The organism is Lacrimispora sp. YZC11 (genome assembly GCF_057543815.1).
This window is the reverse complement of record NZ_BAAJYQ010000020.1, coordinates 671,013-694,328: the sequence shown is the minus strand read 5'-3', so window position 1 is coordinate 694,328 and position 23,316 is coordinate 671,013. Positions and strand designations below refer to the sequence as shown.

At 44.8% G+C, this 23,316-nt stretch carries 20 protein-coding genes; 2 read left to right on the top strand and 18 right to left on the bottom strand.

Annotated elements, in window-relative coordinates:
* Positions 1 to 12: 12 nt before the first annotated feature.
* The 6 genes from AC27IJ_RS24650 to chvE all read right to left on the bottom strand — a co-directional run bounded on the left by AC27IJ_RS24650 (position 13) and on the right by chvE (position 7,170).
* On the bottom strand, positions 13 to 1,359 hold the full coding sequence (locus AC27IJ_RS24650) for an ABC transporter ATP-binding protein (protein WP_312441388.1): 1,347 nt from the start codon (positions 1,357 to 1,359) through the stop codon (positions 13 to 15).
* A 182-nt stretch (positions 1,360 to 1,541) separates the two neighbouring features.
* Positions 1,542 to 2,354, bottom strand: a complete 813-nt coding sequence (locus tag AC27IJ_RS24645; RefSeq protein WP_312441387.1) for an ABC transporter permease — start codon at positions 2,352 to 2,354, stop codon at positions 1,542 to 1,544.
* A 15-nt stretch (positions 2,355 to 2,369) separates the two neighbouring features.
* Positions 2,370 to 2,924, bottom strand: coding sequence for a dTDP-4-dehydrorhamnose 3,5-epimerase (gene rfbC, locus AC27IJ_RS24640; protein ID WP_312441385.1), 555 nt, complete (start codon positions 2,922 to 2,924; stop codon positions 2,370 to 2,372).
* A gap of 286 nt (positions 2,925 to 3,210) precedes the next feature.
* Positions 3,211 to 4,386, bottom strand: coding sequence for a multiple monosaccharide ABC transporter permease (gene mmsB / locus AC27IJ_RS24635; RefSeq protein WP_312441384.1), 1,176 nt, complete (start codon positions 4,384 to 4,386; stop codon positions 3,211 to 3,213).
* Between the two features lie 3 nt (positions 4,387 to 4,389).
* Positions 4,390 to 5,928 (bottom strand): multiple monosaccharide ABC transporter ATP-binding protein, encoded by a 1,539-nt coding sequence (gene mmsA / locus AC27IJ_RS24630; protein ID WP_312441382.1) that lies wholly within the window; start codon positions 5,926 to 5,928, stop codon positions 4,390 to 4,392.
* 81 nt (positions 5,929 to 6,009) lie between these two features.
* Entirely contained in the window at positions 6,010 to 7,170 is a 1,161-nt protein-coding gene (chvE, locus tag AC27IJ_RS24625; protein WP_312441381.1) for a multiple monosaccharide ABC transporter substrate-binding protein, read from the bottom strand.
* 342 nt (positions 7,171 to 7,512) lie between these two features.
* Here chvE and AC27IJ_RS24620 point away from each other — a divergent pair, with 342 nt between their 5' ends.
* Positions 7,513 to 8,400, top strand: coding sequence for a LysR family transcriptional regulator (locus AC27IJ_RS24620; protein WP_487151215.1), 888 nt, complete (start codon positions 7,513 to 7,515; stop codon positions 8,398 to 8,400).
* Positions 8,401 to 8,479: 79 nt separating this feature from the next.
* Here AC27IJ_RS24620 and AC27IJ_RS24615 read toward each other — a convergent pair whose 3' ends face one another.
* The 7 genes from AC27IJ_RS24615 to AC27IJ_RS24585 form a co-directional block, all read right to left on the bottom strand.
* On the bottom strand, positions 8,480 to 8,584 hold the full coding sequence (locus tag AC27IJ_RS24615; RefSeq protein ID WP_312441379.1) for a methionine/alanine import family NSS transporter small subunit: 105 nt from the start codon (positions 8,582 to 8,584) through the stop codon (positions 8,480 to 8,482).
* A gap of 41 nt (positions 8,585 to 8,625) precedes the next feature.
* Entirely contained in the window at positions 8,626 to 10,128 is a 1,503-nt protein-coding gene (locus AC27IJ_RS24610) for a sodium-dependent transporter (protein ID WP_312441378.1), read from the bottom strand.
* Between the two features lie 30 nt (positions 10,129 to 10,158).
* The gene (locus AC27IJ_RS24605; protein WP_312441377.1) at positions 10,159 to 11,550 is read right to left on the bottom strand and encodes a tryptophanase; all 1,392 of its coding nucleotides are present in this window, start codon (positions 11,548 to 11,550) and stop codon (positions 10,159 to 10,161) included.
* A 269-nt stretch (positions 11,551 to 11,819) separates the two neighbouring features.
* On the bottom strand, positions 11,820 to 12,872 hold the full coding sequence (locus tag AC27IJ_RS24600; RefSeq protein ID WP_331663156.1) for a sugar ABC transporter substrate-binding protein: 1,053 nt from the start codon (positions 12,870 to 12,872) through the stop codon (positions 11,820 to 11,822).
* Between the two features lie 4 nt (positions 12,873 to 12,876).
* The gene (locus AC27IJ_RS24595) at positions 12,877 to 14,463 is read right to left on the bottom strand and encodes a helix-turn-helix domain-containing protein (RefSeq protein WP_312441376.1); all 1,587 of its coding nucleotides are present in this window, start codon (positions 14,461 to 14,463) and stop codon (positions 12,877 to 12,879) included.
* Entirely contained in the window at positions 14,441 to 15,952 is a 1,512-nt protein-coding gene (locus AC27IJ_RS24590) for a sensor histidine kinase (protein ID WP_487151212.1), read from the bottom strand. The genes AC27IJ_RS24595 and AC27IJ_RS24590 overlap by 23 nt, the downstream gene beginning before the upstream one ends.
* Positions 15,953 to 15,962: 10 nt before the next feature.
* Positions 15,963 to 16,982, bottom strand: coding sequence for a substrate-binding domain-containing protein (locus tag AC27IJ_RS24585; protein ID WP_312504013.1), 1,020 nt, complete (start codon positions 16,980 to 16,982; stop codon positions 15,963 to 15,965).
* A gap of 215 nt (positions 16,983 to 17,197) precedes the next feature.
* Between AC27IJ_RS24585 and AC27IJ_RS24580 the strand changes: the two genes are divergently transcribed.
* Complete coding sequence (locus AC27IJ_RS24580; RefSeq protein WP_487151210.1) at positions 17,198 to 18,172, top strand: serine hydrolase domain-containing protein; 975 nt, start codon at positions 17,198 to 17,200, stop codon at positions 18,170 to 18,172.
* A gap of 169 nt (positions 18,173 to 18,341) precedes the next feature.
* On the opposite strand, the gene AC27IJ_RS24575 is transcribed toward AC27IJ_RS24580, so the two are convergent.
* From AC27IJ_RS24575 to AC27IJ_RS24555, 5 genes are all read right to left on the bottom strand, one after another.
* Positions 18,342 to 19,298, bottom strand: a complete 957-nt coding sequence (locus AC27IJ_RS24575) for a glycosyltransferase family 2 protein (protein WP_312504011.1) — start codon at positions 19,296 to 19,298, stop codon at positions 18,342 to 18,344.
* Between the two features lie 87 nt (positions 19,299 to 19,385).
* Positions 19,386 to 20,990, bottom strand: a complete 1,605-nt coding sequence (locus AC27IJ_RS24570) for a DUF2142 domain-containing protein (RefSeq protein WP_487151208.1) — start codon at positions 20,988 to 20,990, stop codon at positions 19,386 to 19,388.
* On the bottom strand, positions 20,971 to 21,342 hold the full coding sequence (locus tag AC27IJ_RS24565) for a DUF2304 domain-containing protein (RefSeq protein WP_312504009.1): 372 nt from the start codon (positions 21,340 to 21,342) through the stop codon (positions 20,971 to 20,973). The genes AC27IJ_RS24570 and AC27IJ_RS24565 overlap by 20 nt, the downstream gene beginning before the upstream one ends.
* 18 nt (positions 21,343 to 21,360) lie before the next feature.
* Positions 21,361 to 22,056, bottom strand: coding sequence for a glycosyltransferase family 2 protein (locus tag AC27IJ_RS24560; protein ID WP_312441431.1), 696 nt, complete (start codon positions 22,054 to 22,056; stop codon positions 21,361 to 21,363).
* A complete protein-coding gene (locus AC27IJ_RS24555) occupies positions 22,056 to 23,312 on the bottom strand; it encodes a lipopolysaccharide biosynthesis protein (RefSeq protein ID WP_313152937.1) in 1,257 nt (418 codons plus the stop codon). Before AC27IJ_RS24555 ends, AC27IJ_RS24560 begins: the two co-directional genes overlap by 1 nt.
* Positions 23,313 to 23,316 lie beyond the last annotated feature (4 nt).

Below are 23,316 nucleotides of genomic sequence, written 5' to 3'. Positions count from 1 at the left end.
GACGTTTCCTCCTCACTCTCCTGCCCGGTAAAGCGTTAAGCTTACTTCCGGTTCCATATCATAAATACCTACCGTATTTTTATTGGAAATGACCGTAATGTTTGCGATGTCATACAGGCGGTGGTAAACCACATGCTCTCCGTTTTCAAATCCCGTGCAGCTCATGGAAAGAAGATACTCCCCTCCCTGAAGGGTCATTTTCTGGTTAAATTCCACCTCATATTCATCGCCTTTTCCCACGGCCTGCACATCAGAGGCCTCGTACATGGTGTTGGTGCCGGTTAAATCGGCTCCCCGTTTATCTTTGATGGTATAGGTAAAGATCGGCGTATCGATTTTGGTATGAAAACGGATCCGCTCCTTAATGGTAAAGCGTTCCCCCTTAAGGAGGAGATTAGTCACATTTCCTCTTTCGTCCAGAAGTCCAAAATCCACGATCTCCGCTTTCTTGTCGCCGTATTCGGTGCGGTTTGGGTTGATCGTCAGTTTTTCCTTCATAAGCCCTTCCTTGCGGGAGTTTTTAGACTGTGCCTGAATAGAAGCCTGTTCCCCGGAAAAATCGCTTAATATGCCGCTTCTTATCTCTTCCAGTTCTTCCCCTAGGTCGTCCATTTGATTCGCCAGGATCTTTTTATAGAGATCCACCATCTTTCCAGGCTCTCCCTCGGCGATAAAATTACCTTTATTTAATACTACCACACGGTCGCAATATTTGATGATTGCTCCCATGTCATGAGTGACCATTAAAATGGTGGTCCCATTCCGGCGGATATCTTCCATGCGGCGGTAGCATTTGGCCTGGAAAAATACGTCTCCGACGGATAGGGCTTCGTCAACAATAAGGATTTCAGGCTCCACGTTGATTGCCAGTGCAAATGCCAGACGGACGAACATACCGCTTGAGTAGGTCTTTACCGGCTGATAAACAAAATCCCCGATGTCCGCAAAGTCCAGGATGTCCTGAAGCTTTCCATCCATATCCTTTTTGGAGAAGCCCATCATGGTGCCATTCATGTAAATGTTTTCGATTCCAGTATAATCCATATTAAATCCGGCTCCCAGCTCCAAAAGAGCGGAAATAACCCCGTTTACCTCCAGACTGCCTGAGGTGGGGGTAAGGACACCGGTAATGATTTTCAGTATGGTGGACTTGCCCGATCCATTGGTTCCGATGATCCCCACGGTCTGTCCTTTTTCTACATCAAAAGAAATGCCGTTTAAGGCATAGAAATCCCTGTGGTAGTTTTTGTGGGTCACGCTTAAAGCCTCTTTTAAACGGTCAACAGGCTTTTCATAGAGTTTATAGATTTTTGTTACGTTGTTAACGGTTATTGCTTTTTTGTTCCATTCTATGGACATTGGATCCTCCATGTTACATTATATTATTCCACAGGTCCGTAGTGCAGCTGGCAAAACTTTCAGTTTCGCCAGCTCACGGGCATTCGCCCTATGAAATATGTCAGAGAAAGATTTTCTTATGTGCAGGCACAACGAAAATCTTTTTCTGCCATATTTCGCACTACTCATTGCTTTCGTGGAAATTACAGCACATCGGAAAAGTGCGGGCGCAGCTTTTTAAATACTTTTAGCCCTATAAGCATCAGGACAATGGTCACTGACCAGAAATATAGTCCCAGGGTCGGCCGTTCTGTCAGCCAGTTTCCGGTCAGCATGCTGTCCCGGTATCCGGCTACGATATAATAGAAAGGGTTTAGCTTAAGCAAAACCGGCAGCCAGGAGGGAATTGCCGGAAACATCTCCGGCGCCCACATAATCGGCACCATCCACATACCAAACTGCAGGAAGATCCCTATGATCTGTGCCATATCCTTGAAAAACACATGAATGGCACTGGTAAAATACGCAATGGCCAGAGACAGCATGGAGCTTGCAAAGGAATAATAAAGAATCTGAATCCAGCTTGCCTTTGGAAAATAGCCGTAGCAGAAAAATACCAGTATCATGATGATTGCAAAAATGCCATGTACCATCAGGCAGGAAATCATCTTGATGACCGGAAGGATCTCCACCCGGAACACCACCTTTTTTACCAGATAATTATATTCCTGAAGACAGCCCGTCCCCATGTTCAGCACCTCACTGAAATAAAACCAGGGCACAATGCCCGGAATCAGCCAAAGTACATAGGGATAATCCGGGACAGGAGGCACGCTTTTAAAACCCATCTGGAATACGAAAAAGTATACCAGCACCGTTGCCATTGGCTGCAGAAACATCCATGCAATCCCGAAATAGGAACCTACAAACCGTTTTTTAAAATCCGCCTTTGACAGATCCACAATGAGCTTTCTCTTGGTAATAATTTCTTTTATTAAGGAAACCAGATAATTCATGGTTTTCTCCTCTCACTAAAATTTGAAGGTATCCCGGATTCCGCTCCACTTCTGATCTTTATCAGAAATGATCAGCTCCATACCTTCCTCGATCGGCCAATCAATGCCGATTGACGGATCGTTCCACAAAATACCGCCTTCATCACCAGGATGATAGAAATCGGTACATTTATATGCAAATTCCGCCTCATCGGACATAACTAAAAATCCATGGGCAAAGCCTTCCGGAATGTAGAACTGCTTTTTATTTTCGGCAGACAGTTCCACGCCGAACCATTTTCCATAGGTTTCAGAAGCGGAGCGTAAGTCCACTGCCACGTCAAACACCTTTCCTCTTACAACACGCACCAGCTTTCCCTGAGGAAACTGCTTCTGGAAATGGAGACCCCGTAGTACGCCTTTTACGGACATGGACTGGTTGTCCTGTACAAAAACCATGTCAAGTCCGGCTTCCTTAAAATCATTCTGATTATAAGTTTCCATGAAATATCCTCTGGAATCGTGAAATACCGCAGGCTCAATGACATAAAGTCCTTCTATTCCGCATGTTGTTACCTTTATTTTTCCCATTATTTATGCTCCTTTACCTATAAAAACATTCTTTTACTTGTAGCATTCTACCACAAGTCTGACCAGATTTCTATATATAGGGGGATTTTTATTAAAATAAGCCGCTTATTGTCAGTATTATCCAAAGAGAATAAAATACGAAAAATGTCTTTTAGGAAGGCGAAAAAATGCTGTCTCTTATACGTATGTACAAGATAACAGCATTTTAAAATACTTTTTATGGATTTTTATCCTCATATCTGACAAATAATTCTTTCCGTTCATTATCTTGGATAAGCAGTGTCATTTACTGCTTGATAATAAACGACTTTCTCTTACTCACCACATCAAAAATAACCGCTGCCATAAGAACTGCACCCTTTACCACCTTCTGAAGGTTCTGGTCCACACCCATGATGCTCATGCCTAAGTTCAGCACGCCCATTAAAGTTGCGCCCACGATTACTCCCGGTACGGTTCCGGTACCGCCATATGCGGAAGCGCCTCCGATGAAGCAGGCGCCGATGGCATCCATTTCATAGCTGTTTCCTGCTGTAGGATTGGCGGAATTTAACCGGGCCACAGTTACCATACCTGCAACTGCTGCCAGTAGTCCCATATTCAAATAAGCGAGGAAATACACCTTATTGGTATCAATACCTGACAGTCTTGTGGCCTTCTCATTTCCTCCCACAGCGTAAAAATACCGCCCTGTGGTGGTCTTGGAAGAAATATAACTGTAAATCCCGATGATCACGGTCACCCAGATAAGGGCATTGGGAATACCTTTATATTTTGCCAGCTTATACATAAAGAACAGGACCACAAAACTGATGAGAGCCATTTTGATTGCCATGCCCCCAATTGGATCCACCCGGTATCCTTTTTGCAGCTTTTTTCTGCGGTTTATAAGTTCCAGGGACACAAAAACCAGACAGGCAATGATTCCAACTAAAAAGCAGGTCAGGTTAAAGCCCTGCATCCCGAATATATCTGGCACATAGGTATTAAACAGGTTCAAAAACGGATCCGGAATGGGGGACAGGGTCATGCCCTGCAAAACCACATTGGATAACCCCCGGAACATGAGCATGCCTGCCAGGGTCACGATAAAGGGAGGGATCCGTACGTAGGCGATCCAGAAGCCCTGCCATGCGCCTACCAGAATACCCATGATCAGCATCGCAAGCATGGTCAGATAAGGATTGATCCCCATGGTGATCATCATACTTCCGCCTATTGCTCCTACAAAACAGACCACAGAACCTACGGATAAATCAATGTTGCCTCCTGTAAGGATGCAAAAAAGCATGCCGGTCGCCAGAATAAATACATAGGCGTTTTGGGCAATCAAGTTATTCACGTTCTGGGGCAGAAGCATTTTTCCTCCGGTGTTGGCCGTGAAAAGAATGATAACAAAGGCCAGTACGATCACCATCGTATATTTTTTTAATCCCTCAGATAATTTCATCTTATTCTCCATCTTCTACTCTCCTTTATCTGATTTTAAAATACAGGCCATGATCTTCTCCTGGGTTGCCTCGGCCGCACTGACCTCTCCCACCATGCGGCCTTCATTCATGATATAAATGCGGTCGGACATTCCAAGTACCTCAGGAAGCTCAGACGATATCATGATGACAGATTTACCTTCCGCGGCCAGGCGGTTGATGATACAGTATATTTCGTATTTTGCGCCCACATCGATTCCTCTGGTGGGTTCGTCTAAAATCAGAATGTCCGGTTCCGCGAACATCCATTTTGAAAGAAGGACTTTCTGCTGGTTTCCGCCGCTTAAGTTTCCTACATTCTGATCCACAGTGGGACACTTGGTTTTTAATTTATCCCGGTAATCCTCTGCCACAGCAAATTCCTTATCCTTATCAATAATGGAATGGCGGCTGACAGCCTGCATATTTGCAAGTGTCGTGTTGATCCTGATGGGATTTCCAAGGATCAGGCCATTGCCCTTGCGGTCCTCGGTAACATAGGCAAGCCTATGGCGTATGGCTTCCCGTACCGAGTTTAACGCTACCTCTTCCCCTTTGATGCGGACTGTTCCTGAGATATTGACGCCGTAGCTCTTTCCGAAAATACTCATGGCAAGCTCTGTTCTTCCGGCGCCCATCAGGCCGCAGATTCCCAAAACCTCTCCTTTCCTCACATAAAGGGAAACATCATTTACCACTTTCCGGTCCGAATACAGAGGATGGCAGGCATTCCAGTGCTCCACCTCCATGGCCTTTTCACCGATTTCCACGCCATCACGCTTTGGAAAGCGGTCCACCAGTTCCCTTCCTACCATGCCTTTGATGATCCGGTCCTCGGTAATGGCATCCTTTTTCCTGTCCAGTGTTTCTATGGTTGAGCCGTCGCGGATGACTGTGATCTTATCCGCAACATAGGCAATTTCATTCAGTTTATGAGAAATAATGATAGAGGTTAATCCCTCTGATTTAAATTTTAACAAAAGCTCCAAAAGCGCTTTGGAATCATCTTCATTCAAGGATGCGGTAGGCTCATCCAGGATCAAAAGCCTGGCATTCTTTGCAAGTGCCTTTGCAATTTCCACCAGCTGCTGCTTTCCCACGCTGATATCCTTGATTAAAGTATGGGAGGATTCCATAAGTCCCACCGTACTTAAATACCGGTCCGCCTCCCCATAGGTCTCATTCCAGTTGATGGCGTACCTTTTCCCCTTTTCATTCCCCAGATACATGTTTTCAGCAATCGTCATATAGGGGACAAGAGCCAGCTCCTGGTGAATAATGACGATTCCCTTCTGTTCACTGTCACTGATACGGTTAAATTTGCAGATTTCTCCGTTATAAATAATGTCTCCCTCATAGGTGCCATAGGGATAAATGCCGCTGAGCACGTTCATCAAGGTAGATTTGCCAGCTCCATTTTCACCCACCAGGGCATGGATCTCACCTTCCTCTACCTGAAGGTTTACATTATCCAGAGCCTTAACGCCTGGAAATGTCTTGGTTATGCTCTTCATTTCCAAAAGTATTTTTGCCAAGAATATCCCTCCCTTGCCGTCATTTCTTAAGGACGGCCTCCATATCGGTAAGAAGCCGTCCCCATAAGAAAATATTTTTTATTACTTTAACTGGTCTTCCGTGTAGTATCCGGAAGTAATTAACATATCCTTATAGTTGTCAACCGTTACAACCACCGGGTCGCACAGAAAGGTGGGGATAATTCCGGTTCCATTGTCATAGGATTTGGTATCATTGATTTCTGCTTCTCCGCCCTGCATTACGGAATCTACCATCTTTACCACCTGGGTAGCAAGGGTACGGGTGTCCTTAAAGATACTCATGGACTGTTTTCCTAAAAGCATGTTCTTTACATTGGCGATATCACAATCCTGACCTGTGATGACCGGATATTTTCCGGTATAGGAAGAAGCCAGGGCATTCTCCACACCGAGAGCGGTGGAGTCGTTGGAGCAGAGGACTGCATCCAATACGGTTCCGTCGGAATAGTTACCTGCGATTATGGTATCCATACGGTTCTGAGATTTTTCAGAATCCCAGTTAGCGGTGGCTACCTGCTCAAATGCAGTCTGGCCGGATTTTACCACAAGTTTGCCGCTGTCAATATACTTTTTAAGGACATCCATGGCTCCGCCAAAGAAGAAATTACAGTTATTATCAGCCGGATCGCCGGTAAACAGCTCAATATTCTTAGGTTCCGTCCCTTTCTCAAGGTCAAGAGCCTCTACTAAGTACTCACCCTGCTTTTGACCGACTTTGTAGTTATCAAACGTTGCATAATAGGAAACCGCATCAGAGTTCATGATCAGACGGTCATAAGCAATTACCGGAATTCCCATGGCCTTTGCCTGGCTTAAAGGCTCTCCTAAAGAGCTTCCGTCAATAGAGGCAACGACAAGAATCTGGCATCCATTGGAAATCATGTTCTCCACCTGGGACACCTGGGTCTGGACATCATTGCTTGCATACTGTAAATCTACCTTATACCCGGCGGCTTCCAGTTCCTTCTTCATATTGGTTCCATCCTGGTTCCACCGCTGCAGATCCTTGGTGGGCATTGCAACTCCGACTAAGGTCCCCTTCCCCTTTGCTTCTTTGGTTTCCTCTGCCTTGGTCTCAGCCGCCTTGGTGGCTTCTGTGGTGGCTGCCGCAGTTGTCTGGGTCTCTTTCACCGGTGCTGAACCTGCAGAACTCCCGCATCCGGAAAGCATTCCTGCCGTTAAGGCAAGGGCCATTGCAGCCGCAAAAAATTTTCGTTTCATGTTTTCTCTTCCTCCTCCAATATTTGTTTTGCTGACAGCTTTATCTTATCACGGACAGAACAGGACTTGTTTGTGAACCATTAGCACGGATTTATCCTAATAAAAAAAGCCCTGAATGCATAGGACTTTTTCACGGCAAGAAAATGCTACTGCTGTTTCACATGCAGATATGCCTCCTCCCTTCCATTGAAATCGCCAAAGTATATGGTGTAAGCAGAAGGGAATCAAGACTTTAGGTTGCAATTTATCTGGCATATTGTTAAAATAGTATTGGTAAAAGTTTCTCTTATCATATATCTCGATCAGGCATTTTAGATCTCATAAAAAAGATATGGTGGTTAAATGGAAATCAGAAAATTGTCATATTTTGTTTCGGTTGTAAAACATAAGAATTTTACAAAAGCTGCACAGGAACACCACATGGTGCAAACAGCGATGAGCCGCCAGATTGCGGCAATAGAAGAAGAACTGGGTGTCGTTTTGTTAAAGCGCAACAACAGGACCGTTTTACTTACACCTGCCGGGAAAGTTTTTTATAACAAAGCCTTAAAGGTTATAGAACTGTACAACGAGATGATTTCTGAAACCCAAAAGACAGCTAAGCTGCATCCTAAAGTATTAGAAATTGGTTTTGGCCATTATGAACATATCTTAATTGCGCAAGTAGTTTCTGAGTTTAAGACCCTATATCCGAATATCGATGTTTTGGTTGCTAAGTATAGCTATAACGACCTTATTACTAATTTACAAGCCGGAAAATTAGATATAGTCTTTACTCTTCCCTTTAGTCCCGCCTTTGTATCGCCTGATGAAACCGTGGTGAAGCAGGTTTTTCCTTCTACGATGTATATCATTGTAAATAAAAAGCATCAGCTTGCCCGGTTTGATACCATATCAGCTGATTCACTGAATGAATGTACATTAATTACTTTAAGTGAAGATTCAGGTCCTTGTTCCCTGGATATTTTAAGACAATTTACGATGACGGCCGGCCTTAACATCAAAGATATTATCAACGCCAATAGCTTGGAATCACAGATATTAATGGTAGAATCCGGGCTGGGTGTGGCATTCTTACCGAGTATTTGCATCAAGCATTTAACACCAAATGTTAAAGCTATTAATTTAAAGGATTTTGATCCAGGGAATTTTGTTGCCATGTACCAGAAATCTAATGAGAATCCTTTTATTAAAACTTTTCTGCAATTGGCTTCTATTAATGACAGCTGACAAATGTGTAAAGTAAAAGGGATATTGCAAGACTAACCTGGGTTAGTTTTCAATATCCCCTTTGATATTTCTGCCTTGTTTATTCTTCCGGTTTTTTAGTCAGGGCAATGCCCACGCATAGAAACAGTCCACCCCATACAACGGAACAGCCAACAATCATCATAATCAATGCAAATGGATTCATAGTAATTTCCCCCTTGTATATCGAATTATTAAATCTATAAATTATTCAATGTCAGCTTGCCATGGGCGTTTACAGAATACAACAGCAACACCGATCATAAGTACAACTGTTCCCCAACCAAATACAATATTAGATATCAATGTTATAGATTCCATACCAAACATCTTCATAATACCGGACACAAAATTTGTAACAACGGTAATTCCCAACAGTATGGGGGTAAAGTATTTTAGTAAGTAATCCCACCATTTACCGATCTTGAAGTCAGAATATTGGTTTGCATCTTCCCTGAGTTTCTCCGTACCATAAATGTAACTGATTGCAATAACTTCCACAAGTCCAAGAGTAGCGATCACATAGTTTGCCACGTAAGAGTCCACAAGGTCCAGAATGAAATTAAATCCGCAGTATGTAGCAAAGGTCGCACTTCCAATAAAACCGGCAATGGATATGATGTTGGTTAATTTTTTACGTGAAATCTTAAACTTATCTAAGGCTGAGGTATTGAATGCCTCAAGCATAGAAATACTGGAGGAAATACCGGCAATAAATAAACAAAAGAAAAATAAAAATCCTAAAATACCTTGAACCGCAATGTTGGATGACATCGTTGAAATCGCTATAGGAAATGCGATAAAAGCAACTCCGGCTCCGGTTCCAAACGAGTCAAAAGAGACTCCTTGTTTATTGACCAAAAATCCCAGGGTTGAAAATACGGTAATCCCTGCAACAATATCAAAGGAGCTGTTTGATAGTACGGTGATAAATGAGTTGTTTACAATATCCTGTTTTTCTCCCAGATAAGAGCCGTAAGCTATCATAACACCAACTGCAAGTGTGGTGGAGAAAAATACCTGTGCATATGCTGCAACCCATATACTTGGGTTTAAAATTTTAGAAAAATCCGGTGTAAATAATGCATTTAGCCCGATGCCGGCGCCCTCTAACCTCATGGAGTTAATCATAAAAACTATCATTAAAATCATTAGCAGAGGAGTGAATATCTTTGAGGCTTTTTCAATCCCTCCTGAAATTCCACGCCGGACAATGGCCCAGTTACAAAACCACACGACAGCCACTGCACCCAGCATATAAAGACTGATACCGCTTGCAAAGTCGAACGCATTTTGGGCCTGCCCGGTGATAACACCTAACAGTGGTCCCGGATTGCTCATCCAGTTTACCATACCGAAGGCATGCCCGATGCAGTAGATCATAAAGACAACGGATATGGATATGATGGTGCTGTAGAACATCATGACCACGAGAGGTACCATAACCTGTACCCAGCCAATTAACTCTAAATTCTTTTTAAGTTTGGCAAATGCCTTTGTAGAACCGCCGCGTATTCTCCGACCATAGGTGTATTCCATGATCATTAAAGGAACAGCACATGTAATAATAGCTACAAAGTATGGAAGAAAGAATGCTCCTCCACCATTTTTATAAGCTTGAAACGGAAATCTCCATAAATTACCTAATCCTACCGCAGCCCCAATTGCTGCGAATAAAAAGCCTGTTCTGCTGTTCCACTGATCACGCATAGTAAATACCCCCTAATGTCGGATATATTCTTAATATTCGATGGGTTCCAAAGATGCCTGGAAGTGACGTAAAATCGGCGGCTCCCAGGTGATGCGGTATCCGCGTTTGATTTCGGTTGCTCTTTGCCTGATTGCGATTAATGCATCAGCCATGATGTCAATATGTGCCTGTGTATAAACCCGGCGCGGAATCGCAAAGCGTGTGAATTCAAACTCAGAATGAAGCTGAACGCCGGTATCAGGATCGTTGCCCAGCATAAAGGAACCTATGTCACAGGTACGGATTCCAGCCTCTTTGTAAAGCTCTATTGCAAGCACCTGGGCAGGGAATTCATTATACGGGATATGCGGGAAAAATGCTGCCGCATCCACAAAGACCCCATGACCGCCAACCGGCGATTGGTAAGCGATTCCTGCCTCGTCTAATTTACCTGCCAGGTATTCCATCTGACCGATGCGGTATCTTAAGTAGTTTTCATCGATTCCTTCATAAAGTCCAATTGCCAGAGCTTCAAGATCACGTCCGGAAAGTCCCCCATAAGTAAAAAATCCTTCAAATGAAATGCAGTTAGCTTTTATTTTTAATATAATTGGTGAATTGCCATCTTTTACTCCAATCAGACCACCGATATTTACAATTGTATCCTTTTTGGCAGACATTGTAAACATGTCGCCATAACTGAAAATCTTGTTGACAATTTCTTTAATAGACATATCTTTGCATTCTTCTTCCCGCTGCTTTAAGAAAAAGGCATTTTCGGCATATCTGGCAGCATCAATATTAAGAGGGATATGATACTTTTTACAAATTTCTGATACCTCTCTCATGTTTGCCATAGAAACAGGCTGACCACCTGCTGAGTTGTTAGTAATGGTCATTACAACAAGACCAACATTTTCAGCACCCAGATCATTGATTAGCTTTTCTAATTTAACAACATCCATGTTGCCTTTAAAAGGAGCTCTTACAGAAGGATTTTTTGCTTCTTCTACCACACAGTCGATGGCTCTGGCTCCTGCCAGTTCTACATGAGCTCTTGTTGTATCGAAAAACATATTGGAAATAGCATATTTACCTTTGGAAAGGAAGATAGGGAAAAGGACCTTTTCGCCGGCACGCCCCTGATGAACCGGTTGTATAAAATCATAACCGAATATATCCTTACCAGCATCTAATAATTTATAGTAACTGGATGAACCGGCGTATGCCTCATCGCCCCTCATGATGCCTGACCATTGGTCATCGCTCATAGCATTGGTCCCGCTATCAGTTAAAAGGTCAATATAAACATCTTCACCCCTTAGACCGAACATATTATACTTAGCCTCTTTGATTTTTTCAATCCGTTCCTCTTGAGTTAACATTTTAATTCGTTCTACCATTTTAATTCTGAACGGTTCCGGAATATACTTTACAGCCATGTTTGATTTCTCTCCTTTTGCCTTTTATGTATATATTTAATATACTTTCATTTTAATACGATACAAAACGTTTGTAAAATGACTAAAAAAAGTGGCATCACAACATTTTTATTATGATATATATATAACCGTGACGGATCACAAAGTATTCCCCTTTGCAGCATACAATACCATGATCCCCTGAAGTAAAACTCACCCATGCGCAATAAGCTAAAGCCCATAATAAAAAAAGCCCTGAATGCTCAGGACTTTTTCACGGCAAGAAACTATTACTGCTGTTTCACATTCAGGTATACGTCTTCCCTTCCATGGAATCCTCCCTGAATGATGACGGAATCCATATTTTCCCTGGTTACTGCCACCGGCTTTAGCTCCAGGCTGGGAACATCATAGGTTCCATCGTCAATGGTTGTTACAATACCCTCCAAAGGCTCCCCCTTGCCAAGCTTCACTGCGTATTCCGCTGCAATTCTGGCCTCTTCCTCTATGGATTTGAAGGCAGTCATATTCTGGGTTCCTTCCACGATCCTCTGACAGGCCATCAGATCCCCATCCTGACCCACCAGACAGACCGTTCCTGCCATCCTGTCCTCAGACAGGGCGCGGAAAACCTGGGTCGCCAGATCATCATTGCCGCACATGATCCCTTTCACATCCGGGTGTTTTTCCAGCGCTTCCTTGGCATAGTCAAAGGCATGCTCCGAAAGCCAGCCCTCACAGTTGCTTTTATAAACCACCTCAAGATTTTTCCCCTTTATCACGGATTCAAAGCCCTCACGGACCATTGCCACATTATGATCCGATTCAGGGCCCTGGATCATGAATATCTTGCCCCCGTCAGGAATGTCTCTTACCAGGCTTTCCGCCATGAGTTTTCCGACCTCCCTGTTGTCAAAGGATATGTACATATCACTGTCCGCATTCTGGATCAGCCGGTCATAGCTCATGGTCTTAATTCCGGCATCCTTTGCCTTTTTCACGACATCGGACAGGGCTTCACAGTCCCCTGCCACCACCACAATCACATCCATCTGCTTTTTTATGAAGTACTTAATCTGTTCGATCTGCTCGTTCACATCCCCGTTGGCGTTTTGTACATTCACTTCAGCCCCCAGCTCCTTTGCGGTTGACACAAAAACATCCCGGTCCCTGATCCACCGCTCGATCACAAAGGAATCAATGCTTAACCCAATCTGTAAGGGCCTATCCCCGGCCTTTACTGAAACCTCGGTTTCTGTCTCTGCCCTGGCATTTCCACACCCTGCCATCAGGGTGCAGCAGAGTATCATCACCAGTAACAATCTCCCTCGACCCATTTTCATACACTTACCTCTCCCTATACTCGCTTGGCGTCATCCCTTCATACTTTTTGAATATCCGGCTGAAATAATTGGGGTCACTATAGCCGGACATGATACACACCTCCTTGATGCTGTATCTGGAATCTTCCAGAAGACGCCGGGCATTCTTAATCCTTGTTCTGGTTACATATTCTATGAAATTCTCCCCCACCTCCTGCTTGAATAATTTACTGAAATAATAAGGACTTATGTCAACCATTCTGGAAACATCATCAAGGGAAAGGTCCTTGGCGTAATTCTCATCAATATAACTCTTGACCCTGGAAACCACATTTTCATATTCTCTTTCCCTGGAAGTGCTGATGTTTTCGCATACCTCCCTTGTCTTATTTAAAAACCAGCGCCTAAGCGCTTCTGTATCGGCAGCTTCCTTTAGTTCTTCTAAATAGCTCTCCCTGTAACGGAAGCCATAACGGACACTCCCTGCTTCAAAAGCCCGTCTCTCAAGCCACATGACCAGCTCCAGTATCTTTACCTCAATATTGGACCTCACATTACCGTCGTGAACCAGCATCCAGTCAAAAAATTCGCCGGCACAGGCCAAAGCTCCTTCCCTGTCCGCCTTTGTCCCCCTTTGAAGGTACTGGTTTTCTAAGTCCAGGGGATATTCCCCGTCATAATCAGCCACCACCGGGATGTCCGTGATATGCACCACATGGCTGTCACTTTCCCGCAGAGATTTTAAGGCCTCTTTATAGGAGTCCCGGATCCCTTCCAGAGGCTTTACAGAGCCGATCCCTCCCCTGCATTTGATGTCCGTGGTGCTTTCCAGCTTATGGATCATATTCCGGGTCCTTGTAATGATTTCCACCCGCTCCTCATACCGTACCTTTTCATGTTCAAAGGAAAGGAACAGTACCAGCCGGTTTCCCATGGCAGGTCCAATGACACAGTCAAAATAATCCTTAACAATCTCTCTGACCATGGAATAATACTTATTCACCCGGACGCTGACTCCTATGGCATTGGTCATGGTCCCTCCCTCAATGCTGTCCCCAAATTCCAGGACAACCATGAAGCCATAAGGACTTTTTATGTCCAGCATCTCAATATATCCGTTCTTAGAGAGCTCCAGGTCATCCTGCAGCACATTGTAGATGAACCCGCTCTCGATCATAGGAATTACGATTTCAAGCTTTTCCCTGATCCTCAAATCGTCGCTCAGCCTCTGTCTTGCCTCTTCCACCTGGTGCATGGCCTTTACACATACATCCAGTATTTTCTTTTTATTGACCGGCTTCATAATAAACTCCATAACCCCTAAGTTCACCGCTTCCTGGGCATAAGAAAATTTATCATAGGCAGTTATGATAATGAATACTACGGAAGGGTTGAATTTACGCACCTCCTTAATCGCCTGAATGCCGTTTAATCCAGGCATCTGGATGTCCACAAATGCAATATCCGGCCGGAAGGAACCGGCCTGCTCAATGACCGCCCTGCCTGTCTTGACACAGGCGATCTCGCAATCGCTGCCGAAATTGGACTTTATAATATGACTGATGGATTCCAGCATGATCCCCTCATCATCAGCTACCAGTATTCGAAACATGTACATCTCCCCCTCTTTTTGGAATCCTTAATACCACAGTGGTTCCTTTATCCTTCCCCTCGCTGCATATATGGAAAATACCGTCAGCATTATAATAAAGCTCCAGCCGGGAAATAACATTGTGAATTCCGATCCCGGTAGAATCCGTTCCCTCCGCGGCCTGACCTCCGGCGCAGATCCTGCCAAGGGTTTCCTTTTCCATTCCGGTCCCGTTATCCCTGATACGGATCTCTATGTTCTCCTCATGGTTCTCTACGGTTAAATAAATTTCTCCCGGCCGTTCGATATTCCGGATTCCGTGGGTCACCGCATTCTCCACCAGGGGCTGCAAAATCATGCTTGGGATGGAAAAATCCATTGCATCTTCATCAATTCTGGAATGGTAGCGGATATCCCCAGCAAAACGGACATTCAATATATAAACATAGTTCTCTACTGCCTCCACCTCTTCACGGATGGTGGCATCCCTTGAACCCTTTTTCACATTATAGCGGAAAAAATCAGCCATCTTTTCCATAAAAACTGAGGTTTTCTCTGCATCCTCCATCATGGCAAGCTGAACCCCGGCGTTTAAAGAATTAAAAAGAAAATGGGGATTGATCTGAGACTGAAGATACTTTAACTGGGCTTCTTTTAAATGGTTCTCCATTAAAAGCTCCCGTTCCTTCATCTCCTGTTCTTTTTCCGCGCTCTCTTTAATTTTATTCACATACTCGTCCAAACTGTCCACCATCTGGTTAAATGTACCGGTCACAATCCCCAGCTCATCTCCTGACCCTATGGACGGCACCTTTACGTGAAAATTTCCCTGTCCTACCAGCTTTGCCGTATGGGCCAGGTTAGTGAGAGGGGTGACGATATCTTTTGTCATCATCATCATGACCGTCAGGCTTATGATCATAACGATCATTAAGATCACAGTACTTATGACCTCTAAATACTGAAGGGCCGCCTGCAGGGTCTGGTAGCTGGCGGAATTATTTTTAAACTGCCGGCTGTTTAAGACCGAAATGTCACGGTTGATGAACTGGTAGAGCTTTAGGGCGGATTCGTAGGAACTTTTGTATTTTTCTACATTCTGCCCGCGCTTGGCCTGTACGGTCTCATCAGTAAGGGCCAGATAGCTGTCCGACATGTTGCGGATGTTTTTCTCCAGGATCTGAATCTGATTATCAGTCACAGTAACATTAAGCCCCTCTAACAGCTTCCTGTAATCCTGCTCCGCCCGGTAATAATCGGTCAAGGACTCAGAATCCTTTACCTGTAAGTATTTGTACATGAAATTCTGCACATCGGAAAAAACATCCGACAGCTCATTGAGATTCACATTGCTTATGTATACAGAATTCATCCGCTCTACCATCTGGTTGATCTGTGCGTAGATAAACAGATTGCTGGCAAAAAGCGTGGCTGCCGTCACCGCAATTTCCAAAAACAGCTTACGGGCGATCGGCAGGTTTTCCCAAAGGTGTTCCCATTTATTTTTCATAGCCGCTCCACTAATTACTCATGAAATCTGACGCATTTTCCTTAGTTACAAACTGAAGGTCCACACTGTAAAAGGAATTGGTCCTCCCGTCGTGTATGGACTCGGTAAGGGCCTGCACGCTGAATTTCCCCATCTGGCCGGTGTCAATGTACAGGGTCATTGCCATCGTCCCCTTTCTCACCGCCTCTAAGGCTGCCTTTGATTTATAATAGCCGATGACCTGAGTCTTGCCTACGCTGTTATAGTCGATGACCGCCTGGTACACGGCCTCCGTATCTACTTCATCCATGCAGACAATGATGTCCGGGGGGCCCTGGGGATTCTGAAATAAGTTGCGTACAATTTCCTCGGCTTCAAACGCACGGCCGGAGGGGATCTTGATCTCTTCCACCTTAATACGGTCCGCGGTTTCCCTTGAAGTGACCATCCGGTTGTTGATCTGATTAAAAATCTGGGACTGGTTGCTGTCAATGGAATTGTCATGAAGGAGCATCATCACTCTGGCCTTCCTGGAATCCTGGGGTAATATCTTTAAAATCTGATTCCCGTATTCCTGCCCCAGCTCATAGGAATTGATTCCAACATAGCTTTTCCGGTCCGTGGCAGGTGCATCGTTTAATATGGTTACCACAGGGATTCCTTTTGCAGCCGCTTCATTGATCCGTTCCTCAAGTTTTTCTTCTCCCGTAAATTCCAGCAGGATCCCATCCACCTTTGCCGCTATGCTCATATCCATAAAATCCACGGCAGTATATTCCGACGACTGGTTCCTTCCCTTAAGCTCTACATAAGCATCGTGTAAGGCGGCTTCTTTCCGCACGCTTTCATACACGTCATTCCAGAACTGGGAATCCAGGTTATTGATGATCATGACATAATGATACCGGTAGGTCCTGGTATTTTCCGCATGTTCAACTCCGATCTTTTTTAATACATATCCGTAAAAGGAGGTGGTCAAAAGCGTAAGAAACACGATACTGAACAATCCCCCCAAAACCAGCAGCAGCAGGCTCTTCTTTCTGTTTTCCATGGTTATCCCCTTTTTCATATGACACTATAATCATTATACTAAATCATGAAGAAAAAATAAACGGAAAACAGTCCGGTTTTTTACCGGACTGCCAGAAAGGTTATCGCAGATGATTGTTATTATTTTAATTTTTTAAAAATAGGTCTTGCAAATCATTTTTAATTCACTTATCTTTATTTTAAGGATATCCTTTATAACTTAAAGGAGGAAATTATATGAATCAAGAAAAAATTAAAGAGCTTGAAAAGACGATAAACAGTGACTATAGCAATATCGCGGGCATTCTTATACAAAAAAACGGCATAAAACTATATGAAAACTACTTTAATGGATATACCGCCGATAACGCCATTCATGTATATTCAGTGACAAAGAGTGTTTTTTCTGCATTGATTGGCATCGCCATTGAAAAAGGCCATATCAAAAGTATAGACCAGAAGGTACTGGACTTTTTCCCGTATTACACTGTTAAAACAGGTGAAAAAACAATACAGGGCATTACGCTTAAAAATTTGCTTACCATGACGGCCTCATATAAATACCAGTCCGAGCCATACGAGGAGTTTTTTGCAAGCGATAACTGGGTAAATGCCGCCCTTGATTTATTGGGAGGCGAGAAACATACAGGAGAATTTATGTATTCTCCCATCATAGGAACACACATCCTGTCGGGCATTCTTGTAAAAGCGACGGGTCAGCCAGTACTTGATTTCGCTGCAGAAAATTTATTCTCGCCACTGGGAATCAACGTTCCGCACAATGTGGTGCTGCGTAATAAAGAAGAGCATATCGCCGTTATGAAAGATAAAAATATCAGTGGCTGGGTTGTTGACCCGCAGGGAATAAACACGGCAAGCTGGGGCCTCTTCCTGACGCCTGCGGATATGGCAAAAATAGGCCAATTGTACTTAAATGGCGGAATATGGGAAAGTAAACAAATTGTACCGGCAAAATGGATAGAAATGAGCACAATGGAGCACATCAGGTGGGGTAGTCTGTCTTATGGCTACCTGTGGTGGATTATTGATGAGAAAGAGCATATCTATGCCGCTCTGGGAGACGGGGGAAACGTGATTTACGTCAATACAAAGAAAAAAATGGTTGTTTCTATCGCTTCTCTTTTTATGCCGGACGCTAAGGACAGAATAGGGCTTATTATGGAGCGGATTGAACCAATATTTGAGGATTGAGTATGACAAATCCCCATTTCCCTCATGATAGCCCAAAGGAGAAATTCAAGGCATAATTGAACCATTTGAAAGTATCCTTAAAATAAAGAATAGGCTCAAAGTATATCTTGAGCCTATTTTTTAGCAGCATGGCAGTCCGGCTTTCTTGCGGACTGCTTTTCTCTGTGTTTTATCTTTCTTTTTTCCAATATTCCCTGTTCATGGTAAAGCTTAAAACCAGCCTCTTTGGCAGACTGCGGTACCGCTTTCCCATAAGATATCCCATGTATTTAAAACCGCTTTTTACAATCACTCCGGGAACAAGCCACGGCTTCCTTTCCTTTACAAGCCAGGCACAGGTCTTTTTCACAAGACGGATCCCCTCGCCTTCCGAACGGATTCCTTCAAACACCTCAGGGTGGTCCGCCTGGGAAACCGCAAGGTCAAAATTCCGCTTAAACTGGGCTATGCAGCCGTAATTGTGGGAATGGTACACTTTTGCTCCGGCTTCGTAGGCCACCGCCTGCCCCCGGTGTCTTACCGCATTTCCCGCATAAATCATGTCTTCATTAAAAATAGTCCGGCTGATAAATCCGCCTGCCTCCAAAAATGCGGCCCGGTCATAGGCACAGCAGACATTTGAGGCAAAAAAGGTCTTGATTCCCAGCTCTTTTAAATCCCCGCCTGTCTTTACCCTGCTTTGTTCCGGGTAATTAAAGGAACGGGTATACTGCTCTGCCAGGGCGCAGTCAGAATTCGGCAGTTGCCTTCCGTAGGCCATAACCACCTTTTCTTTGCCCTTTCCGGTCTGGTCAAAACTCCTTACCAGCGCTCCTATTAAATTCCCATCTGCCGGAACTGCGTCATCGGTCATAAATACCATAATATCCGCCTCAGAATAACCGGCTCCCTGATTCCTGGTGCCGCCATGGTCAAACTCCTCTTTTGTCACATGATGTACTTCCAGATTGGGAACCCAGCTATATTCCTCTTCCTTCCAATAAGACCGTTCCGTGTTCATGATGATGATCCGTCGGATAGGGTATGACTGTTTTCCCAGGCGTCTCAGCAAAAGCTTTAACTTCTCATCCGGCTTATATACGGGAATGATCACATCAACGGTTTTTTCCTGCATTTTTTCTTCCATAGCAAATTCCTACCTTCCAGTTGAATACTCCGCGAGCAGCCGCCAAGGTCAGGCGAGCTTGACTTTGGCTCGTTGCCTTCACGTGAATCAATAGCGCAGACACGACGTGGAACAGATGCGTATCAGGGCATAGATGCTCACAAAGCATTCTAAATACCATGCGCTTTTCCTTAAATCCAGGTTTATGACCAGGCGCTTGTCAAATACGACCAGCAGCACAAGGGGCAGCAGAGGAATAAAATACCTTCCCTGTACGCCCGTTATATAGGTAAGCTCCCTTGGCGTCCAGCCTAAAAGCATGGAGGCCATAACCAGGCAGGCGCTTAAAAACACCAGGAAAACCATCCAAAGCTTCTGTCCGCCTGACATGGGGGCCTCTTCCCCTTCCCTCCTTATCACACTGACCAGGAGCACATACCACAGAATCGAGAGGCAGAAGGGAGGCACCGTCAGATTAGGATCCAAATTGCCCAGAAACCCTCCAAGCATGGTGGTCAGGTAATAATCAAACTGAGTCACAAGAGTCTCATAGTATACTAAAAAGATACGATAGGGGTGTTCCCACACATCCTGCAGCGTATACCCTGCTGCTTCACTCCACCCCACATAGCTTTCCGTAGTGGTCGCCCACGCAGAAAGGACCAGACGGTTTACCAGATACACTGCCAGAACGACAGAAATTATGACGCCTATGACGGAGATCCAGTAATTCTTCCTGGACTTGAATTTGGAAGAGGGAATAAACAGGCAGATCCCGGCTACAGGTAAATAAACGATTTTTCCAGGCTCCAGAAGGATCAGCAAAAGGGCAAGAAGAACCGTATCCTTTACAGTCACTTTCTCTTTCTCAAAGGCCAGGTAAAAGCACCAGGCCAGAAAAAGCATGGACAGGCCGATAAAGGCCGTATCATAGGAAAAGGAAGCTGCCAGATGAAGGGTCATGGGAAGGCATGATACCGCCATGAAAAGCTCTTTTTTAAAGGGCATGATCCTCACTGCTAAGGCTGCCATACCTGCAAAAGCCAGTAGATTGAACAGCCTGCCAAGGTATACCAATGGGATGTATCCCAAGTGGAGCAGCCTGGCAAGGCAGATCCCAATGGCCTGAGGAAGGTAAACCACAGGTGTGGTGTTCACCGGTATTTCATAGCGGACCGTCATCCCCTGGCTGTTATCAAGGGAAAACATCTCCTTAAGGACTAAGTTGTATGTGGCCCGTCCCACACTGGTATAAAGCCCTGGAACGTCATCGCCGCTCCGCACCAGAACATTGGCCCCGCGGCTGATCCTCTCTTTCTCCTCTTCATTTGCATGGGAAAGAAAGGCGTCATCAGCCACAGCCGGTTTTCCCATAAGCTGGCTGGAGAGCCGGTAAGCGCTGGTAAAATGAACCGCCTCATCGGGCGTTGAAAAGGGAGTCAGAACCATCATATAAAACAGACCAAGAATCACCACTGTCCCTGGAAATAAAAAGTACGGGGGAGTCTCAAGTATCCACAAGACCGCTCCCAGGCAAGCCAGAAATCCACATCCAAACACAATTATCCACCAGTAAAAGCGGCGGACTGCCTCAAATTCCGGGGATGGAATCCCCACAATGGTTTCCTGATAGGTTTTTATAAAAAGAAAGGCGAGAAAGAAAATGCTTCCCGCCGTAAGCAACAATCCCTTTTTATTCAGAATGAGCTTCACGATGACCTTCCTCCTTCTCCCTGTCCTCTTCCCGGTCCAGAGCAAGCATCTGGATCATCTCCGTCATTCTCCGCTCCAGCTGGGATATTTTGACAGACTGGAAGAAAACCTTTACCAGCAGGATGAAAATCATGAAGGTAAAGATAAAGTTGGCGGTGGAATAGGTCCCCACCAACCGGGATATGAAATCAGCCAATGGCGGGAATAAGCTGAAAACCACCAAAAGTAAGGCAAACATCACCCAGAAGATAGAATCCTCTATCTTCATCTTGGAATGGCGTATTCTTCTAAGCACATAAAATGTAAGCAATATGGAAACGCATATCAGTACGCAGCGTAGCAAAACTGTCATGTTACGTTCTCCCTTCCTTTATCTCCTGTCCCTAATACGGAAGCTTTGTACCAGCAGTATGGAAAACAGCATCTTTCCCATATACCTGGCCGCATTGACCGGATTCAAATAGCTCTCTCCCAAAATCCGTTCATCCATGATTACAGGGATTTCCGCGACTTTTGCCCCCTTGCTGATCAAATAGGATATCGTATCCGGTTCCGGGCCGTAATTTAAGCCATCAGCAAATTCCTTGATCATCTTCCTGCTGAACATGCGCATCCCGGAGGTAGGATCACTGACCTTTATTCCCGTGGTGAACCAGATGGAGCCGCTTAAGAGCCTGCTTCCAAGCATCCGCATGGAATGGGGCTTCTTCCCCGTCACAAACCTGGAGCCGATAACAATATCGTAGCCCTCATCCATCTTCTCTTTCATGGGCAGAATATATTCCGGCCGGTGCTGCCCGTCCCCGTCAAACTGTATGGCATACCGGTACCCCCTCCTGTGGGCATATTTAAGCCCTGTCTGGAATGCTCCGGCAAGTCCCAGATTCATAGGTAAGTCAATGATCTTCCAGCCACGCCTTCTGCAGATATCCGCCGTGTGATCGGTGGAACCGTCATTGATGATCACATAATCAAACATGGGATAGTTCTCAATAACTTCTCCTACTACACGTTCAATATTTAAAGCCTCATTGTATGCAGGTATCACTACCAGTACCTTATCCATCATTTTTTCCGCTCCAGCCTCCCTTTTTCCTCTGTAATAAAGACACGGATTGCCTGTCCCATGAAGCAAAGCATAAGAATCAGCATTTCAAGCATATAGGAGAAGGCTCCTCCGTTGATCCCTCCCACTCCCACCAGCCAGAAGGAGAGAAAGAAGGAAAGGATGCAGACCGGCACATAGCCGAAAAAGATCCCCTTCTGCTTTTTCATGATAACAAGCACATAATAAAACAGATTCATAACCGCAAAGAAACCGCCGCCAAGCACGATGTATAGAAGCCCGGATTTATACGGTTTAAGTTCCACATTGGAAATAGCTCCCAGCACAGGAACCCCAAGCACCCAGGCACCAGCCAGGGCAATCACCGTAAGAAGGAATATGATACCGGAAAGCTGCTTTAGGCCGGACTTGAATTCCCCAAAGTTCCTCTCTTCCCATTGGTAAGACATCCTGGTCAAAAAAGGACGGATCACAAAGTTGGCCGCCAGGTTAATGACCGAGGTCGGCATAAAAATAGCCACAAAAACGGCGTTGTCTGTGGAAGTCATCCGGGCATCCACCGCATATTTTGCCATGGCAAAAATGAGCCCGTCCAAAAAAACGGACAAAAACAGCAAAAACCCATCCTTTAAAAGCTTCCATTGCCTGCCAGGAGTCCTGGTAAACACAATTCCGGGGACATGCTCTGCCGCTCTTTTATCAAACAGCAGGATTCCTGCTCCCTGGGATAAGACCGCGACCACGCAGGAAAATATAAGCTCCTTCGTTACAGCCAGAGTTCCTAAAAAGCAGCACACGGAAAGCAGGGTCCGGAGAGCCATGGCCTGTCCTGTAAGATACAGCCGTCCATTTCTCTGGAATTCCGATTCATATACATCGGCAAACCCGTCAAGTACCTTATACAGCACCATCAAAAATACCACCACAGCTTTTTGGGTTGTATAGCCTGCCGACGGAGACAGGGTATTAAAAATGATATAACACGTTCCAAAAAGGACTGCCATGGAACAGGTAACGAACCGGGCCAGACGATATTCAGAAAACGTATAGCTTTTGCTTGTATCCGTGCTCTGTAACGGCCTCATGCCAAAATAGGCTACCAGAAACATCTGCTGCCCGAAGGTGCTGAAGGCAAAGCCAAAGATTCCTCCCTGCTCCGTTCCTATGAGATGGTTGACAAGAGCCGTAAGGAGCATGCTGGAACCGGCATAAACCAGGCTTCCGATCATATTCCAGGCCACATTTTTTCGTTCCATTTAT

Coding starts and splice junctions, on each gene's coding strand:
- AC27IJ_RS24650 (WP_312441388.1), bottom strand. CDS start 1,359: ATGTCCATAGAATGGAACAAAAAAGCAATAACCGTTAACAACGTAACA.
- AC27IJ_RS24645 (WP_312441387.1), bottom strand. CDS start 2,354: ATGAATTATCTGGTTTCCTTAATAAAAGAAATTATTACCAAGAGAAAG.
- rfbC (WP_312441385.1), bottom strand. CDS start 2,924: ATGGGAAAAATAAAGGTAACAACATGCGGAATAGAAGGACTTTATGTC.
- mmsB (WP_312441384.1), bottom strand. CDS start 4,386: ATGGAGAATAAGATGAAATTATCTGAGGGATTAAAAAAATATACGATG.
- chvE (WP_312441381.1), bottom strand. CDS start 7,170: ATGAAACGAAAATTTTTTGCGGCTGCAATGGCCCTTGCCTTAACGGCA.
- AC27IJ_RS24620 (WP_487151215.1), top strand. CDS start 7,513: ATGGAAATCAGAAAATTGTCATATTTTGTTTCGGTTGTAAAACATAAG.
- AC27IJ_RS24615 (WP_312441379.1), bottom strand. CDS start 8,584: ATGAATCCATTTGCATTGATTATGATGATTGTTGGCTGTTCCGTTGTA.
- AC27IJ_RS24610 (WP_312441378.1), bottom strand. CDS start 10,128: ATGCGTGATCAGTGGAACAGCAGAACAGGCTTTTTATTCGCAGCAATT.
- AC27IJ_RS24605 (WP_312441377.1), bottom strand. CDS start 11,550: ATGGCTGTAAAGTATATTCCGGAACCGTTCAGAATTAAAATGGTAGAA.
- AC27IJ_RS24600 (WP_331663156.1), bottom strand. CDS start 12,872: ATGAAAATGGGTCGAGGGAGATTGTTACTGGTGATGATACTCTGCTGC.
- AC27IJ_RS24595 (WP_312441376.1), bottom strand. CDS start 14,463: ATGTTTCGAATACTGGTAGCTGATGATGAGGGGATCATGCTGGAATCC.
- AC27IJ_RS24590 (WP_487151212.1), bottom strand. CDS start 15,952: ATGAAAAATAAATGGGAACACCTTTGGGAAAACCTGCCGATCGCCCGT.
- AC27IJ_RS24585 (WP_312504013.1), bottom strand. CDS start 16,982: ATGGAAAACAGAAAGAAGAGCCTGCTGCTGCTGGTTTTGGGGGGATTG.
- AC27IJ_RS24580 (WP_487151210.1), top strand. CDS start 17,198: ATGAATCAAGAAAAAATTAAAGAGCTTGAAAAGACGATAAACAGTGAC.
- AC27IJ_RS24575 (WP_312504011.1), bottom strand. CDS start 19,298: ATGGAAGAAAAAATGCAGGAAAAAACCGTTGATGTGATCATTCCCGTA.
- AC27IJ_RS24565 (WP_312504009.1), bottom strand. CDS start 21,342: ATGACAGTTTTGCTACGCTGCGTACTGATATGCGTTTCCATATTGCTT.
- AC27IJ_RS24560 (WP_312441431.1), bottom strand. CDS start 22,056: ATGGATAAGGTACTGGTAGTGATACCTGCATACAATGAGGCTTTAAAT.
- AC27IJ_RS24555 (WP_313152937.1), bottom strand. CDS start 23,312: ATGGAACGAAAAAATGTGGCCTGGAATATGATCGGAAGCCTGGTTTAT.